The organism is Chitinimonas sp. JJ19 (assembly GCF_036961565.1).
Lineage (GTDB): Bacteria > Pseudomonadota > Gammaproteobacteria > Burkholderiales > Chitinimonadaceae > Chitinimonas.
In genome coordinates this window covers 18790-32211 of the sequence record NZ_JBAMDD010000004.1, presented here as the reverse complement: position 1 = coordinate 32211, position 13422 = coordinate 18790, and the positions used below count along the sequence as shown (strand labels likewise).

Below are 13422 nucleotides of genomic sequence, written 5' to 3'. Positions count from 1 at the left end.
CAATCAGAACTCCGACCAATCCTCGTCGTCCTGCTTTCCGGCTGCTACCGGTTGGGCTGCTTTGGCGACGGCGGGGTGAGCCGATTTGGCGGCTGGCTTGTGGCCGACAGCCTTGGTCGCTGGGCGGCTGGCGACATGGCGTGGGGCAGGGGCGCTGCTGCGTACGCTACGGACATCGTCCAGCTTGAAGCGGTTGACGGCCTCCATCAGCAGGCGAGCCTGGTCTTGCAGCGAGCCAGCGGCAGCGGCAGCTTCCTCCACCAGCGCGGCGTTCTGCTGGGTCACTTCGTCCATCTGGGTCACCGCCGTGTTGACCTGCTCGATGCCGGAACTCTGTTCGGCCGAGGCATTGGAGATGTCCCCCATGATGCCGGTGACCTTGCGTATGCTGCCGACGACCTCTTCCATGGTAATGCCGGCGCGATCCACCTGGGCGGTGCCCACGGTTACGCGTTCCACTGAGTCACCGATCAGCGATTTGATCTCCTTGGCTGCCGCCGCCGAGCGCTGGGCCAGGCTACGCACCTCGCCTGCCACCACAGCAAAGCCACGGCCTTGTTCGCCTGCGCGGGCGGCCTCGACTGCAGCATTCAGGGCCAGGATATTGGTCTGGAAGGCAATGCCGTCGATGACGCCGATGATGTCCACGATCTTCTTGGACGATTCGTTGATCTCGGCCATGGTGGTGACCACCTGGCCTACGGCCTCGCCACCCTTCTGGGCAATGCCGCTGGCACCTTCAGCCAAGCGGTTGGCTTCACGGGCATTCTCGGCGTTCTGTTTTACGGTGGAAGTCAGTTCCTCCATGCTGGCGGCGGTTTCTTCCAGGCTGGCGGCCTGCTCCTCGGTACGTTGGGAGAGATCGATATTACCTGCGGCAATTTCCTGCGAGGCGGTGTTGATGGTTTCGACGCTGGTGCGTATATCGCCCACGATTTGCAGCAACCCGTCGTTCATGCTCCGTAAGGCCTTGATCAGCTGGCCGGTTTCATCGTTGCGGTCGGTTTCTATCTTCTGGGTCAGGTCACCGGCAGCGACGCCCTCGGCCAGGGCTACAGCCTGGCGTATGGGTTGCACTACCGAGCCGGTAATCATCCAACCCGCCACGATGCCGATCAGCAGCGCGATGACAGCCACGGCTATCATCAGGTTACGGGCGAACAGGTAGTTGGCGTAGGCCTCATCGTATTTCTCTGCTGCGGCAGCCATCTGGAACTCGATGAACTCGGAGACTGTGGACTGCAGCTTGTCCTGCGCCGCCTTAAGCGGCCCGTGCAGCATGACTGTCGCTTCGGCATTCTTGTTTTCGCCACCCAGGCGCAGGACCTCCTTCTCTATCGGTTCGGTTTGCACGCTCAGCTCTGCAAGTGTGGCCAGGCGTTTTTTGGCTCCCTCCGAGATGGTCAGTTCGTCGAGCTTCTTCATGGTGGCATTGAAGTCGGAGACTGATTTGGCATACACCGCCCGGCTTTGCGTGATACCGGCCTCATCGGTATAGAGAATGACGTCTCGCATGGCGATGGTGCTGGTATTGACCGAGTCGATCAGATCATTGGCAAGCTTGACCACCACGGCTCGGCGGTTGGCCATATCGTCCAGATCAGCGGCAAGATTACCCATGCGGTTGATGCTGACGGCAACAATGGCGACCAGTAGAAACAGTACCAGGCCAAAGCCAAAGCCAAGCCGCAAACCTATTTTCCAGTTCTTCATTTCCCCACTCCCTTAGCTAACGATTTCTTGCTTAAGCCGCGCTGGCTGCTGCATCCGCTACCAATTCCATTTCACGCCCTGTCATCAATTTTTCGATGTCGACCAGGATCAGCATGTGCTCGTCCATGGGGGCCAGCCCCACGATGTAGGCGGTATCGACCGCCGCACCGAAATCCGGGGTGGCCTGCACGATGTTGTCGGTCAGGGCAATCACATCCGAAACCCCATCGACCACGGCGCCCACCACCCGGCCCGCCAGGTTGAGGATGATGACCACGGTGAACTCGCCATAGCTGGGTTCGCCGATGGCGAACTTCACCCGCAGGTCGGTGATCGGCACGATGGCACCACGCAGGTTGATCACGCCCAGGATGAACGGGGGGGCGTTCGCGATGCGGGTGGGGGGCTCAAAGCCGCGTATTTCCTGCACCTTGAGGATGTCGATGGCGTATTCCTCTTCCCCCAGGGTGAAAACCAGGTGCTCACGGCTGTTGCTGTTGTGTTCCATAGCTGTTCCTTCCCGCCTCGCTGTTATGCCTTGCGCGCCAGTGCGCTGACGTCCACGATCAACGCCACCCGACCATCCCCCAGAATGGTGGCGCCCGACATACCCTGGACCCTGCGGTAGTTGGCTTCCAGATTCTTGACCACCACCTGCTGCTGCCCCAGCAGTTCGTCCACCCAAAGCGCCATTTGCTGATTCCCGGATTCGATCAGCATGACGATGCCCTCGGTCGGTTCGCTGGATTTGGGTTGGCAGCCCACCACCTCATGCAGGGCAATCAGCGGCAGGTAGTCGTTGCGTACCTGTACCACCCGACCACGGCCGTTGACGGTGCGGCATTGCTCGGCTACCGGCTGCAGCGATTGGCGTATGGCATTGAGCGGCAGGATGTAGGTTTCGCCACCGCTACCCACCAGCATGCCGTCGAGTATGGCCAGGGTCAGCGGCAACCGTATCCGCATGGTGGAGCCGAAGCCGGCCATGGATTCAATCTCGACGCTGCCACCCATGGACTGGATATTCTTGCGTACCACGTCCATGCCCACACCACGGCCCGATACATCGGTGACCTCGGCCGCGGTAGAGAAGCCGGCCTCGAAGATCAGCATCCAGACATCCTGATCGCTCATGCCATCGGCCAGGGGCAAGCCGTTCTCGCGGGCCTTGGCCAGGATGCGCTCACGATTCAGGCCGGCGCCGTCATCACGCACCTCGATCACCACATTGCCACCTTGCTGGAAGGCTGCCAGGGTGAGCATGCCGGTCTCGGGCTTGCCACGGGCCACGCGGGTGTCGGTAGATTCGATGCCATGGTCCAGGCTGTTGCGCACCAGATGGGTGAGTGGGTCCACCAGCTTCTCGACAAAGCCTTTATCGAGTTCGGTCTGCTCGCCGACCAGACGCAGCTCTACTTTCTTACCCAGCTTGGCGGCCAGATCGCGCACCACGCGGGGAAAGCGGCTGAACACGGTGGACATCGGTATCATGCGGATGGACATCACCGATTCCTGCAGCTCGCGGGTATTGCGCTGCAACTGGTCTATGCCCGCCAGCAGGCGGGTATGCAGCAAGGGGTCCAGGCCCGAGGCACTCTGCGCCAGCATCGATTGGGTAATGACCAGTTCGCCCACGAAATTGAGCAACTGATCCACTTTGGTCACGTCCACCCGTATGGTGGCGGCTTCGCCCTTGTCGCCAGCACGGCGGTTATGCTGGGCGGCTTCTGCCAATTTGCTGGCTTCGGCAGCCTTTGCTGCAGCTGCCTGGGCTTCGGCTTGCTCGGCTTGGCGCGCGGCTTCTGCCTGCTTGACGGCCTGCGCATCGAGATAGCCGTAATCCACCCCTTCACGGCCAGCGGGTGCATCGGGGGCGATGCTGGGCAGCGGTTCAAAGAAGCCGTAGTCGGTGTCGCCCGCGCTGGCTGCGGTATCTGCCTGCGCGGGTAGCGGCTCGAAGAAGCCGAATGCTTCGGTGGCTTGGGCGGGGCTATCGTCAAAGAAACCGAAGTCCGTACCCTCGTTTGCTGTGCTGATGGTGGCTGCGCTTGCGGGTTCCGCTGCAGGCGGTGAGGGCGTGCGGTGGTGGCCCTGGAGTTCAAATCGATCCGACGGCAGGACAAACGCCAGTGATTCGCGCAGATCTTCGCCGGAATCCAGGCTTTGTATAGCCAGCTGCAGCAACAGGAGCTCGCCCTCATGCTGGCGGGCGAGTTCGGTGATGGCGCCCAGATTGGCCAGTGATGCGAGCAGGGCTGTCGTATCGGCGCTTGGATCCAAACGCAGATTCAGACGCCAATCTGTTGGCGATAGTGCGGGTGTTGCAGCGTAGGTGTGCGCTTCCGGGGAGTCCGGCGGAATCTCGCCGGCAGCGTGCTCCAGCGCTTCCAGCGCACGCTGCACAGTGGCGATGCCTGCCAGGTCTGGCGTGGCGCCATCACGGTGTACTGCCACCATATTGGCGAGTACGTCACCGGTGCGCAGAAAGATATCCACCATCTGGGGCGTGATGGCCATGCTGCCCTTGCGCACTCTATCGAGCAGGTTTTCCAGGATATGTGTGAGCGCAGCCAGGTCATTGAAGCCAAAGGTGCCCGCGCCGCCCTTGATGGAGTGCGCTGCCCGGAATATGGCGTTGAGGTCTTCGCTATCGGGTGCGTTCAGGTCCAGCCCCAATAGCAGCGACTCAAAACTGGCCAGGTGTTCTTCGGCTTCTTCAAAAAAGGCGCCAAAGAACTTGCTGAGATCGACTTCCATCCTTGCTCCCCAAGGCCGGCAGCGTGGGCTGCCAGGCTATCTGCCGGGAGCTACCTGCAAACCCGTTCATCGCGTTTGCCTGTAGCTCCTGCTGTGCTTCGCCCCTAAACAGGGCTGTTTTCGTGAGGTCTGACGCTATGGGTGCTTTGCCCACAGTGGGTTTTTCGGGCCGGGTTGCGGCCTGCTGGCGACGATCTACTTCGGCTATCCAATCAATTTACGAACCACATCGACCATGGTCTGTGGATTGAAGGGCTTGACTATCCAGCCGGTGGCACCCGCAGCACGGCCGGCCTGTTTCATGGCGTCGCTGGATTCGGTGGTCAGCATCAGTATGGGTGTGGTCTTGTAGGAGGGCAGGCCGCGCAGGGCCTTGATCATGCTGAGGCCATCCATGCCGGGCATGTTCTGGTCGGTAATGATGAGATTGCAGGGGGTGGACTTGGCCTGGTTGAGGCCGACATTGCCGTCGCCTGCTTCAATCACCTCATAGCCGGCATTCTTGAGGGTGAAGCTCACCATCTGGCGGATGGAAGGGGAGTCATCAACAGTCAATATGGTCTTCATGATCTACTGCTCGCTCCTCAAGTACCGGGTGGTTTAGCGCTAACTGCACACCCGTGGTACGCGGTTGATATGTGTTTCCGCAGCCAATGAGCATCTGGCAAATCCCGATACTCAGAACAGGTCTACGCCGCCTTGGCTGATATTGCTTTGTGCTACCGGGTTGTGGGCCAGGCCGGCCACGGTTTGATCCAGTTTGGCCTGGCAGCGCGCCAGTGCATCGCTGCCGCCACCCGCCTGCAAGGCCTTGCGGCACTCTGCTGCTGCGTCGGCCGCCACCAACAAACCATCCAGCCGTCGGCGGGCATGGCCCAACAACTGGTTCACCATGTCCTGAAATTGCAGTGCCATGGTGGCATCGGCAATGCCACCCTCGGTGGTGCGGGCAATATCGTGCAGTGAACCGAGCGCCAGCTCCTGGTTGTCATGCAGTTTTTTCAGGTCGACCAAGGTGTTATCGACGTTATGGCGTACCCGTTCGGTTTCTGCGCCCTGGCGGCTGGCCAGCTCACCGGCGGCGGATTCCATGCTGACGATGCTGGAACGCACACCACCCATATGGTCGCGGATGCGGGTGCTGAAATCGCGGGTATGTTGCGACAGCTTGTGGACTTCCTCCGCCACCACGGCGAAGCCGCGACCTGCTTCGCCTGCGCGGGCGGCCTCTATGCTGGCGTTGAGCGAGAGGAAATGTATCTTCTTGGCGATATCGTCCAAGCCCGCCAATTGCTCGATCATCTGATTGACCCGGCTGCTCATGGCGATCATCTCGTCAGTCAAATGGGCGGCGGTCGCACTGTTCTCGGCCATGACCTTACCCACGGTACTCAGCGTATCGCCGGTCTCGTTGATCAGCGCCTCTGCGCCGCTACCCAGGCTGCCCTGGGCGATATCCTGCTGCTGTCGGGCCGAAACGGCAATGACGGTAAAGCTGCGGGTCAGGCTGGAGATAGCGTCATTCAGCAGGCTTTGCACCCGGCTTACTTCGTCGCTGGCAGCATGGCTTTGTTGCCGCAGCAGGGTATCCAGCGATTGGGTCAGGCGGGTATCCGCAACGGGAGCTTGCTGTACATCATGCGTCGGGAGCGCCGGTGTGCCATAGCCCGACGGGGTTGGCCGCCAAAGCGCGACAGCCAGTGCTGCCAGGGCGGGCAGGGGGATTAACCATGCGGGTGCAGACAAGGCCAGCAATATGCCGCTCAATACCAGCGCAAACAGAAAGACCACAGGACGGAACAAGCTCGCTCCTCTCGCAAACAATTATTTGGCTGTGTACCAGTGGATAGAGCAGGCGATGTAGCGAAATGCCATACACCAGGCAGCCGACACCCTTATATTTCGGGCGTGTGGTTCTTTATCCGTGGCGCGCTGCAGGATTGCAAGGCGACCTTGGAACTTTTTTGCAATCTTGCTGTGGGGATGACCTACGCCATAGAAGCGAGCGTGGCGTACACTAGAAATATAAGCACACCCTATATGTGCGGTATCGTGCGGTATCGAATAAAAGGCGGACATCATGTTTGGTTTCAAAAAGAAGGAGCCCTATCTGACGGTGTCTTGCAAGGGACGCAAGCTGGATGGGCAGGCAGTGCTGGCATTGCAGGTAGCCGAGCTGGATTTGCCGGCCATCGTGAAGAAAGCCGATACGGTGGAGGCTTGCAGCAGGGTATCGTTCGGCAAGATCTATCAGAAACCAGGCACTTTGCTGGATGACAACGATACCGAGGATCAGGGTTATACCGCCCGTTTTGACAAGATCACCAAGTCCATCGGGGTCAACCTGCGGCAGGGCTATATGCGCCAGACCCTGGTATTTGCGACGCGCGATCCTGATACCGTTTGCGCCGAATTGGGCCTGAGCCTGGAAGTGGAAGGGCCATCTGAGCCCACCGTGAGCTAGCCGGGGGAGCCATGCGCTACTGCTTGCCTTGCACTGCCGGTATATTGAATATTCTTGTCTTGTGGATATTGATTGCTACGCCAGCCATGGCGGCCAGCAAGACGGATTGTGCCCGCCCCTGGCGACTGGGCTACACGCTGTTCTGGCTGGATGCGGAAGGAGACCAGCCTGCACGCCCAGGTTCCGTACGGGGGGTGGATTACGACTTGATCAATGAGCTGGCCCGTCGCGTGGGGTGCTCCACAATACAGTTGCAGATGCCACTTACCCGGGTGCTGAAGCAGGTAGAGAGTGGGGGCGTGGATATCAATGGGCAAAAGGTCTGCACCCCAGAGCGGGGGCGCTATGCCTGGCTGTTGCCCTATCTGCGGGGCAAGAACCATATTCTGTTCAGGCGCGACCAGGCTTTGCACGTTAGGGTGCAGGATGCGCTGGCCGATGAGGATCTGCGCATCGGCGTGGTACGCGGGGGGGTCTATGGTGCTGCCTACGATAAGCTACTGCTGCCGTTCCGGGCCAGCGGCAAGGTAGTGGAAGAGCCCGATCTGGACAGCCTTTACCGGGTATTCAGGCTGGGTCGTGTTGGCGCAATCATCTCGACACCGCCAACCTATCAGGCCATGCTGGGACAGCGTTATCTGGATGACAAGGTGATGGTGGTGGACTGGGCACCCGACGAACCGGTTTATCCGGTCTGCCTGCTGTTGTCACGCAAGAACTTCAATGCGGAGCAGGCCGCCCAGGTGGCGGCAGTCCTCAAGACCATGCGCCAGGATGGCACCATCCAGCGGATACTGGCGCGCCACCTGGGGGCGAAGGTGGGGGACAGTCTGTTGTTGTCGGCAGATACCCCGGTACTGCTGGATACGCTGCGCTGATGGCGTGGGTGGGATACTTCTTTCCAGGCAGGCTGACCTGAGTATCGGCCAGCCTGTACTCCTAGCTACCCTCAATCCAGCTTCAAGGCTGCGGCGATACCAGACCACGGTACATACTTGAAGTTCTGCGGGCCATCAGGCAGGCGCTTGTGGCCATCCTGCACGACCAGCATGCCCTCCTGCCAGCCCGACCCCAGATTGGCCGAGGTGACATCCAGGCCGTCGGTTTCTGATGCGGCATCGATGCCACGCTCCAGATTGATGCCGACCCGGAAAGCACCACGGTAGCGATAGGGCGCCTGCGCATCCAGCACCACATAGCTGTCATTGCCCTGGCTGGAGACCAGCAGGTAGGTGCTGCGAGCGCCGTGGTATAAGGCCATGCCCTCCACATCGGCCTGCAGGTGCTGGCCTACCGGCAATATCAGGCGCGCCTGGCTGGGGGCGTCGGCACGCGCAGAGGTAGTCCAGACACCCTTGTCCTCTTCGCCGAAGAACAGCACGCCCTCGGCATCATTCGCGACACAACCCTCAGGCTGGCTACCGGTGCGGAACTCACGCAGCAGATGGCCTTGCAGCTTGCCGTCCTGCATGGCCAGGCGGTAGTGCAGGAAGCGGCCATCCTTGTCGTTGACGAACGCTTCCAGCCCGCCAGCATTGGGCTGGTAGAGGCAGACGCCGTAGATGTCTCGCTGTCCGGTAGGTATGCGCGCCATTTCGCTGACCACGCCATCGCTACCGATGCTGAACACCACCAGGGCCAGATCATCGCGGTGGGTGGCTACCGCGAGATCCAGCGTCTGCGTACCCAGCTTGACCTGCTGGCGTATGTCCACGTTATTGAGGCGGCCTACGGCCAGCAGTTGTTTTTCCTTACCCTGCAGGTCGTAGACCAGCAAGCCTTGCTTCTTGTTGGTGCCCAGCACACGGCTGTCGGCACGATTGGACGGGTTGATCCAGATGGCGGGATCGTCGGCAGCGTCACCGAGCTTGGCGACCGGGTCTGTCTGCGCCAGCGGCAGGACGACAGGCAACTGTGCAGGTATCTTGGCCTGCCTGGGCTGCCAGCGTGTGCTCACCTGCTGCCAGCTGGCACGCTCTGCATCGCGCAGCAGGACGTTCTGTGCCAGGCGGGCCAGGCCATCACGCTCACGCGCCTGCGGTAGGCTGCGGAGGTGTTGCCAAGCTTGATCAAGGTAACGGACCAGATGCAATGCTGTGCCCGCCTGATCAAGCACCGCCACCCCGCCAGGCAGGGCTACCACCTGGCTAGCGCCACCCTTGAGCTTGCCGTAAGGCTGTTTCAGCAAGACTGCCTGGCGCTGGAATGGACGCTCGGCATCGGCTGGGTAGGCCCAGACACCAAAGTCCTCTTCCACCAACAATAACTGCTGGCTGGCATCATCGACCTGACAATGGGTTACGCCCGGTGGCAGTGACAGATTGCGTACCTTGCGGGCTGGCGTGGCCGATAGCAGCCATTGTTCCCCCTGGCCTTCCTCGCCGATCAAGAACGCATGCAGCAGGGCTTGCGGGTCGCGATAGAGGCATAGGGCTTCCACGCTGAAGTGTGTAGCCGGCAAAGTCGCTTGCCTTTGCAGTTGCCCAGGCCTGGCATCAAGCAGTTGTACTTGCTGGCTGGCATAGTCGACCACGGCCGCGATATGGCCGCGTGCATCCAGTTGCGTGGATTTGATGGCCAGCCGGCCAGTTTCCCGGCCTTGTCCGTCCAGCTGCCGCAATTGGTGCTGCTCACGGGCCAGCCAGTAGCCGCCATCCAGTGCGGCTAGTTGTGCTGCGGGGTGTGCGGCAGCGATTAGGTCGGAGGGATGGGCCGAGGCGATCAAGCTGGCCAGATAAAGCACCGTAACGATGGTTTTTTTCATTGGGTTGTTCTCGCGTCTACGGATCAATTGAGCGTGTACTTCAGGCCCAGCTTGTAAGTGCGGCCATAGGTTTCGAACTGGGCATTGTGGCGGCGCTGGCCCATGTAGGCGTAGTAGGGCTCATCACCCAGGTTCAAGGCCTCGAAGCTCAGCATCATGGCCTTACCCAGCTTGTAGCTGGCCGAGAAGTCGTACTGGGTCTGGCCTGCCACGTAGACATCGCGGCGGGCATCAAGTACATCGCTGACCTCCAGCAGATAGGCCGACTTGTAATTGGCAGCCAGACGCAGGCTGACGGGGCCGCTCTCGTAGCCCAGCGTCAGGTTGGCGGTACGGTCTGACTGGCTGGGTAGGGGAATATCACGCGCCACCATCCGGCCCAGCTCGGTATCGTACCGGCTGATGCTGGCGATCGAGTCGGAAAAGGTGGCGTTGGCTGACAGCAGCCAACCCTTGGCGAATGACTGTACATAATTCAGCTCCACGCCGCGGACGCTGGCCCTGCCGCCGTTGGCATAGCTGCTGGCCTCGTCAAAATCTGTCCAGCGACCGGTACCAGCTAGGTCGGTGCTGTAGATGAAGTTGTCCAGGCGCTTGTGAAATACATAGGCTGACAGGGTGCCGGCTGTGCCCAGGCGCTTTTCCAGTCCAAGGTCCAGGTTGCGGGATTCCAGCGGCTTGAGGTCTGGGTTGCCAAAGCTGGCTTCATCGGTATCGATGACAAAACCCGGTGCCATCTGACCAAAGGTTGGGCGCACCACGGAATGCGTCAACGCCATCCGCAAGCTGGTGTGCCGATCCAGATCAAGACGGGCGTGCAGCGCAGGCAGCCAGTGGTGGTATTTGCGGGCTGTGTGGCTAGGTATGAAGCTACCGTCTTCCAGGCCTGTGCCATCTGCCTTGAGCCGGGTTCCCTCATAGCGCACCCCCGTCAGCCAGCGCCAGCCTCCGGTTTCGAACTGGGCTTGCAAATAGGCGGCGCGAATCTTTTCCATCAGGCTGAAGTCATTCACGCGGGAGCTTTCTTCATCGGCATAGGCCGTGCGGTCCAGCTTGCCCAGTAGGTTCTGTATCTTGCTGGCATCAATACGTGGGCCAAAGCGGCCCAGTTGCCAGTCCACTACGCCGTCGTAATAGCTGGCCAGATTGAGTTGGCTATCGTCCAGGCCTGCCTCGTCAAGGTCCTCGAAAAGCCAGATGTCTTCGTCGCCGGTTTTTTCGCGATGGCTGGCCTTGCCGCCGAACTTGAGCCTGATATCGGCCTGGCCTACCTGCAGGTTGCGTGCAAGATCAAGGCGGAGGTGGCGTTCCCTGTCCTTGAACTGGGTACGGGCCAGCTCAACCTCCTTGAGGCCATAGGCCTGGGCGTCGTACAGGCTGGCAGGCCCTGCCAGGGTAGGTTGCTCACCATTGCGGAAGCCAACATCGGCAAAGCTATCGCTACCCTCGAATGCGGCACCGGCTATGTGGTCGGGAGTGGTCTCGCTGGCACGGCTGATCCCACCGGCAAGCTTGAGCTGCCATAGCCCAAGCTGCTGCTCGGTGCCCAGTGTCATCGACAGTATCTTCTGGGTCTCCTTGCGTGATTTCACTTCGCGGGTGGATTCGGCCTCACCAAGCTCGCCAGCATCCTGCGCCTCATCAAACTCGATGACATGCGCCTGCCGCTCTTCGGTGTCGCTATAGCGGTTCAGCAGGGTACGGGCATAGTAGCGCTGACCGGCAGCGGCCTTGTAGTCCAGATTGAACGCCATTCCCAGTCGCTCGCGCGTGATCAGGTAGTTGCGGTTCTCAAACTCTTCCAGCAGCACCTTGTCGTCGTCAAAGTCCCAGTTGCCACCGGTTTCGACATTGGCCGAGCCGAACTTACGTTTCTCCAGGCTCAAACCTGCAGCCAGGCCCAGTTTTCCGTCCAGGTAACGGTCGGCAAAGGTGGTGGCGATCTTGGGGCTGGTCTGGCCGGTATGCTGGTCATGGCTGGCTTCTGCCTCGAACGAGGCGAATCGGCCTGGGTAATCGAATGCCGAGACGGTCTTGACCTCCACCGTGCCGCCGATGGAGCTGGCATCCTGATCGGGGGTAAGGGTTTTCTTGACCTCCAGCGAGCGGATAAGGGCGCTGGGTATGACATCCAGCATCACGGCACGACGATCACTCTCGGGCGAGGGAATCAGCCCGCCATTGATGGTGACGCTGTTGAGGTCTGGCCCCAGGCCGCGAACACGGATATATCGGCCCTCACCTTGGTCGCGCTCTACCGAGACACCGGGTACGCGCTGCAATGCTTCGGCGGCATTGGTGTCTGGCAGGGCACCGATGGCATCGGCGTGCACCACGCTGACGATGCTGTCTTCAGCTTGCTGTACGTCCAGTGCATTCCGGATACGGGCGGCCTGGCCGGTTACCGTAATGGTTGTTACCGGCGCTTCGTCGGCGGCATGCGTACCTTGCATCAGGCTTGCGATGCAGATGGCCATGACGGTACGGCACGGTGTGAGGTGCGACTTCATTGCTTCTCCCTGAGCGATGACGGCGGCTCGCCTGGCTGGCAGGCCGCGCTTCGGGGAGGCAAGCTAGGGTGGCTAGATTGCGGTTTCGTGACGTTGTCCCCAGGGGGGCGATGGAAGGGGCTTGGATGGCGTAATTGGCCGTTGCGATGAGCCGGAATGCCCAAGGTAAAACCCAGTGTGGGTAAGGGGGCTGCACGGAAACCGTGGCACTAGTGCCGGTATATGAGCTGAATTGCCCCCCAGGCGGTTTTGCAATGGGGCTGACATGCGCGAGCCGTAATCTGGCGGTCATCTTGGCAACGACGGTGTACCACCATGCTGCATCTCTATCGTGTTCCGCTGGTTTTGTTTGGGCTGGCCTTGCTGGGCCTGCTGTTGCTCTACCAAGGCCTGGGCGAACTCAAGCCATGGGCGGACTGGCAGTGGATGGATGTCGTTGGTGAAGGCGGTACTGCGTTGATGGCCACGATCTGGCTGCTGCAGATATTGAGCAGCAGACCACGGGGCAGGGTAACGGCCTTGCTGGGCTTGGGTTTGGCTGGGGTGGCGCTGGGTGGAACGGCAGATTGCCTGGACGAATTCTTTCGCCTGCAAGCTGATGCGAGTTGGGACAACTGGCTGGAATCGGCGCTTGGCCCCCTGGGCATGCTGACGCTGACGGCGGGGTTGTATTTCTGGCGCCAGGAGCAGTTCTCCCTGAATGAGCAGCTACTCAAGCGCGAGCGGCTGTTTCGCGATCATCGGGCATTTGATCGTATAACCCAGTTGGCCAATGCCGAGTACCTGCAGCAGCAGGTGGCGCTCGAACGGGCGGCGCGCCCACAAGCGCCTTGCTCCTTGATACTGCTGGATATAGACCGGTTTCACGCGATCAACCGGGCCTATGGGCATGGTGAAGGAGATCGCCTACTTCAGGCCATCAGCCACTTGTTGTTGCTGAACCTGGGTAACGACGACCTGCTGTGCCGCTATGCCGGCGACCGCTTTGCCATCCTGCTGCCAGGGACAGATCATGCCGCCGCCGGCCGCATTGCCAGCCACCTGCGCAATGTAGTGGGCCAACTAGCCTGGCATACCCGGCAGCAAGGCATCCGGCTACATCTGGGCGCCAGAGTGGTCAGTGCCGAGATGGCAGGCGATGTGGCGTCCCAACTGGCCGCGCTGAATGCGGCACTGGAACCCGCTATGCCGCTCCAGGCGCAGGCAGCCTGAGC

At 60.7% G+C, this 13422-nt stretch carries 10 protein-coding genes; 3 read left to right on the top strand and 7 right to left on the bottom strand.

Going from position 1 to position 13422, the window contains the following annotated elements; translation table 11 throughout:
* Positions 1 to 3: 3 nt before the first annotated feature.
* The 5 genes from V7714_RS06135 to V7714_RS06115 form a co-directional block, all read right to left on the bottom strand.
* Positions 4 to 1713 carry a methyl-accepting chemotaxis protein gene (locus tag V7714_RS06135; RefSeq protein ID WP_335708935.1) on the bottom strand — a complete coding sequence of 570 codons (1710 nt, stop codon included), beginning with the start codon at positions 1711 to 1713 and terminating at the stop codon, positions 4 to 6.
* Between the two features lie 31 nt (positions 1714 to 1744).
* On the bottom strand, positions 1745 to 2221 hold the full coding sequence (locus V7714_RS06130; protein WP_290331739.1) for a chemotaxis protein CheW: 477 nt from the start codon (positions 2219 to 2221) through the stop codon (positions 1745 to 1747).
* Between the two features lie 23 nt (positions 2222 to 2244).
* Complete coding sequence (locus tag V7714_RS06125) at positions 2245 to 4470, bottom strand: chemotaxis protein CheW (RefSeq protein ID WP_335708934.1); 2226 nt, start codon at positions 4468 to 4470, stop codon at positions 2245 to 2247.
* A gap of 204 nt (positions 4471 to 4674) precedes the next feature.
* A complete protein-coding gene (locus tag V7714_RS06120) occupies positions 4675 to 5037 on the bottom strand; it encodes a response regulator (RefSeq protein ID WP_335708933.1) in 363 nt (120 codons plus the stop codon).
* A gap of 111 nt (positions 5038 to 5148) precedes the next feature.
* Positions 5149 to 6273, bottom strand: coding sequence for a methyl-accepting chemotaxis protein (locus tag V7714_RS06115; RefSeq protein WP_335708932.1), 1125 nt, complete (start codon positions 6271 to 6273; stop codon positions 5149 to 5151).
* 277 nt (positions 6274 to 6550) lie between these two features.
* On the opposite strand from V7714_RS06115, the gene V7714_RS06110 reads away from it, so the two are divergent.
* Both V7714_RS06110 and V7714_RS06105 read left to right on the top strand, forming a co-directional pair.
* On the top strand, positions 6551 to 6934 hold the full coding sequence (locus tag V7714_RS06110) for a hypothetical protein (RefSeq protein ID WP_335708931.1): 384 nt from the start codon (positions 6551 to 6553) through the stop codon (positions 6932 to 6934).
* Between the two features lie 44 nt (positions 6935 to 6978).
* Positions 6979 to 7812 (top strand): substrate-binding periplasmic protein, encoded by an 834-nt coding sequence (locus V7714_RS06105; RefSeq protein WP_335708930.1) that lies wholly within the window; start codon positions 6979 to 6981, stop codon positions 7810 to 7812.
* Positions 7813 to 7883: 71 nt separating this feature from the next.
* Here V7714_RS06105 and V7714_RS06100 read toward each other — a convergent pair whose 3' ends face one another.
* Positions 7884 to 9698 carry a phytase gene (locus tag V7714_RS06100; RefSeq protein WP_335708929.1) on the bottom strand — a complete coding sequence of 605 codons (1815 nt, stop codon included), beginning with the start codon at positions 9696 to 9698 and terminating at the stop codon, positions 7884 to 7886.
* A 23-nt stretch (positions 9699 to 9721) separates the two neighbouring features.
* Positions 9722 to 12208: a TonB-dependent receptor gene (locus V7714_RS06095; RefSeq protein WP_335708928.1), complete on the bottom strand. Its 2487-nt coding sequence runs from the start codon at positions 12206 to 12208 to the stop codon at positions 9722 to 9724.
* A 315-nt stretch (positions 12209 to 12523) separates the two neighbouring features.
* Here V7714_RS06095 and V7714_RS06090 point away from each other — a divergent pair, with 315 nt between their 5' ends.
* Positions 12524 to 13420, top strand: coding sequence for a GGDEF domain-containing protein (locus V7714_RS06090; RefSeq protein WP_335708927.1), 897 nt, complete (start codon positions 12524 to 12526; stop codon positions 13418 to 13420).
* Positions 13421 to 13422: the final 2 nt, after the last annotated feature.